1 protein-coding gene and 2 pseudogenes are annotated in these 3,892 nt (G+C 42.7%); all 3 read left to right on the plus strand.

All coding sequences use genetic code 11. The features are described from left to right. Positions 1-384 precede the first annotated feature (384 nt). The 3 genes and pseudogenes from pfkB (at position 385) to AC075L_RS01520 (ending at position 3,546) form a co-directional block, all read left to right on the plus strand. Positions 385-1,297, plus strand: a pseudogene (pfkB, locus tag AC075L_RS01510) (1-phosphofructokinase). A 17-nt stretch (positions 1,298-1,314) separates the two neighbouring features. After that, a pseudogene (locus AC075L_RS01515) lies at positions 1,315-3,229 on the plus strand (PTS fructose transporter subunit IIABC). A 59-nt stretch (positions 3,230-3,288) separates the two neighbouring features. Then, on the plus strand, positions 3,289-3,546 hold the full coding sequence (locus AC075L_RS01520) for an HPr family phosphocarrier protein (protein ID WP_019162036.1): 258 nt from the start codon (positions 3,289-3,291) through the stop codon (positions 3,544-3,546). The last annotated feature ends 346 nt before the right edge of the window (positions 3,547-3,892 follow it).

Raw genomic sequence — 3,892 nt, forward strand, 5'->3', positions numbered from 1 at the left:
GCATTAAGTGGAGTGATCGTAAAAGAAACAAAAGCGTTCTTTGCAGCAGAAAAGCATAAAATGTAAGGAATCAAAAGTAATAAAATAACAGAAAACAGTAAATCCTCTGATCATGGAATTTATAGCAATCCTGATCAGAGGATTTTTTTGCTTACATTTGACTGATTATGACTTTTTTGTGCAAAGTAAACCAAAATCAGTCATTATTTTTATGAATTAGTTTGATTGACTTTGAATGAATATGACAGTATACTAAGAACGTAAACAAAAAACAGTCACGAACATGCAGAAAAGACATGACAATATGTACTTTTGGAATCTTTTGGTGCAAGTGAAATAAAGACTCCGAAAGGATACCAATATAAAACGGGAGGGAAAGAAGAGATGATTTACACAGTGACTTTTAATCCATCTCTGGACTATATCGTTTCGGTAGATGATTTTAAACTGGGGCTGACAAACAGAACAAGTTCAGAGCTGATGCTTCCGGGGGGAAAGGGAATTAATGTTTCCACAGTCCTTATGAACCTTGGGATTGAGAACACTGCACTTGGATTTACCGCAGGGTTTGTAGGGAAAGAAATTATCCGTAGATTACATGAGATGGGAGTGAAATCTGAGTTCATTCAGATCAGTGAAGGGGTTTCAAGGATCAGATCTGAAACTGAAATCTATTGACGGAACCGAGATCAATGGTGCAGGACCGGTGATCAGCAAGGATAAAGTAGAGGAACTGATGAAGAAACTGGAAGAGCTTGGAGAAGGCGATGTACTTTTTCTGGCAGGAAGCATTCCATCTTCTATGCCGGATGACATGTATGAACAGATCATGGCAAGGCTGGATGGAAAAGGTGTGATGATCGTAGTTGATGCCACAAAGGATCTTCTGGTCAATGTCCTGAAATATCATCCGTTCCTTGTAAAACCAAATAATCATGAACTGGGCGAGATCTTCGGTGTAGAATTAAAAACAAGAAAAGATGTAATTCCTTATGGAAAGAAACTTCAGGAAAAAGGTGCAAGAAATGTGCTGATCTCCATGGCCGGCGAAGGTGCAGTTCTGGTAGCAGAGGATGGACAGGTATTTGAAGAACCTGCACCAAAAGGCAGGCTGGTAAATGGTGTGGGTGCAGGAGATTCCATGGTAGCAGGATTCGTTGCAGGCTGGATGGAGAAGAAGGATTACGAACATGCATTCCACATGGGAATTGCAGCAGGAAGTGCAAGTGCATTTTCTGAAAATCTTGCAACAAAGGAAGAAATAGAAGCGGTTTATGGTCAGATAACCGGAAAATAATAAAGGGGGAAGAAAAGATGAGAATAACAGATCTGCTTGACAGACGAAGCGTATCGCTGACAGCTGCTCCGAAAACAAAGTCAGAAACTCTGGATATGGCAGTTGATCTGATGGTAAAGAGTGAGAAGATCAGCGATCGTGAGGCTTATCGTAAACAGGTATATTTAAGAGAAGAAGAGAGCACGACAGGTATTGGCGAGGGAATTGCCATTCCTCATGGTAAATGTGATGCAGTTAAGAAGCCGGGGCTTGCGGCAATGGTCATCAAAAATGGTGTAGAGTTTGAAGCACTGGATGACGAACCTGTAACCTTATTATTCCTGATCGCAGCACCGAATACAGAGGATAACATTCACCTGGATGTACTCAGTAAGCTCTCTGTGATGCTGATGGATGAGGAGTTTACAGAATCTCTCCGCAATGCATCTTCTGTAGATGAGTTTATGGACATTATTGACAGGGCAGACAGTGAAAAGAAGGATATTGATAGAGAAGACTGGCAGATACCGGATCAGCAGAAGGAACACAGCGAAGATCTTGTGTTACATTCCCTGTCCTACCGGTATCGCACATACGTACATGGCAGCAGAAGGAATTGAAAAAGCTGCAAAAGCAAAGAACTGTTTTGTGAAGATTGAAACCCGTGGATCCGGTGGTGCAAAGAATGTGCTGACAGATCAGGAAATTGCTGATGCAGACTGTATTATTGTCGCAGCAGATGCCAAAGTTCCCATGGAACGTTTCGATGGTAAAAAAGTGATCGAATGTCAGGTATCCGACGGAATCAGTAAAGCAGATCAGCTCATTGACAGAGCAATCAATGGGGATGCACCGGTCTACCACGCAGCAGCCGGTTCCCAGACATCTTCTGCCGGTAACAAATCCGGCGGCAGTGTAGGACATAAGATCTATATGCAGCTGATGAATGGCGTATCTCATATGCTTCCGTTGGTTGTAGGCGGTGGTATCCTGATCGCCATTGCGTTCCTGATCGATGGATTAAGTGTAGATTTAAGTGCGCTTCCGGCAGATCAGAGAGCAAACTTCGGTACCATTACTCCGGTAGCGGCTCTGTTTAAAGGCATCGGTGGTACAGCATTCGGATTTATGCTTCCGATCCTTGCCGGATTTATTGCAATGGCAATCGGTGACAGACCGGCACTTGCACTTGGTCTGGTAGGCGGTATGATGGCAGCCAACGGTAAATCTGGTTTCCTTGGAGCTTTGCTTGCAGGCTTTGCAGCCGGATATATTATTCTTGGACTTCGTAAATTATGTGATAAACTTCCGGAAGCCCTGGAAAAGATCGCTCCTGTTTTAATCTATCCTGTAGTTGGAATCCTTGTTATGGGACTCCTGATGACATTTATTGTAGAGCCGGTTATGGGCGGTATCAACACAGGTCTGAATAATGCCTTGACAGGAATGGGAAGTTCTAGTAAAGTAATACTTGGCATTGTGCTTGGCGGAATGATGGCTATTGATATGGGTGGTCCGTTCAACAAAGCAGCATATGTATTCGGAACAGCTGCAATTGCAGCAGGTAACTATGATATTATGGCAGCAGTTATGATTGGCGGTATGACACCTCCCTGTGCAATTGCACTGGCAACACTGCTGTTTAAGGATAAGTTCACAAAAGAAGAGAGAGATGCAGGTCCTACCAACTTTATCATGGGTCTTGCATTTATCACAGAAGGTGCGATTCCATTCGCAGCATCTGACCCCCTTCGTGTACTTCCTTCCTGTATCGTAGGATCTGCGGTGGCAGGAGCGATTTCCATGGCATTCGACTGTACACTGATGGCACCACACGGTGGAATTTTCGTATTCCCTGTGGTTGGAAACGCAGTTATGTACCTGGTTGCACTGGTTGCGGGAACAGTAATCTCTGCGGTTCTGCTTGGTCTGTTAAAGAAGAAAGCAGCATAAGCAGCGAAATAAAAAAGCAATAACAAAAAATTAAAATAAAGAACATGGAGGATATCAAAATGAAAGAATTTAAGTATGTAGTTACAGACAACGAAGGAATCCACGCACGTCCTGCAGGAGAACTTGTAAAACTGGTAAAGGGATTTGAGTCAACAATCTCTATTGAAAAAGAAGGTAAAAAAGTAGACTGCAGAAAACTTCTTGCACTGATGGGACTTGGCGTTAAGAAAGGTCATGAAGTAACATTCACAATCGAAGGCGCTGATGAAGAAGCAGCATATGAAGCAGTAAGCAAATTCATGCAGGAGAACCTGTAATTCATAGAATTAAATATAAGAAACTGACAGACAGGAGATGATGCATTCATCTCCTGTTTCTTGTTATAATGAGATATCAGGGGTCAAAAGGTTGCAGAAAGTGGTTCGTGCTTGCACGATAAGACTTTTGAACTTGGGACCCGCTAAAAACATGAGGAAGATAGCGATTTACGAAGTAAATCTGCGGATTCCGAATGTTTGTCTAGAGTTGCGGGAGCTACGAAGCAGCGGAGCAATTCGTAGATATCGGAGAAAATAATCAGAAGTAAACAATCAAAGCAAATATACAATGGAGGCAGGGGTACATGCTTACAGAACAGAGATTTGATATTATTCTGAAGCTTCT

The sequence above is a fragment of the Blautia sp. ZXY-1-B12 genome, assembly GCF_056339915.1.

Bases quoted from the DNA above. Each gene is read 5' to 3' on its own strand.
- AC075L_RS01520 (WP_019162036.1), top strand. From the start codon at position 3,289: ATGAAAGAATTTAAGTATGTAGTTACAGACAACGAAGGAATCCACGCA.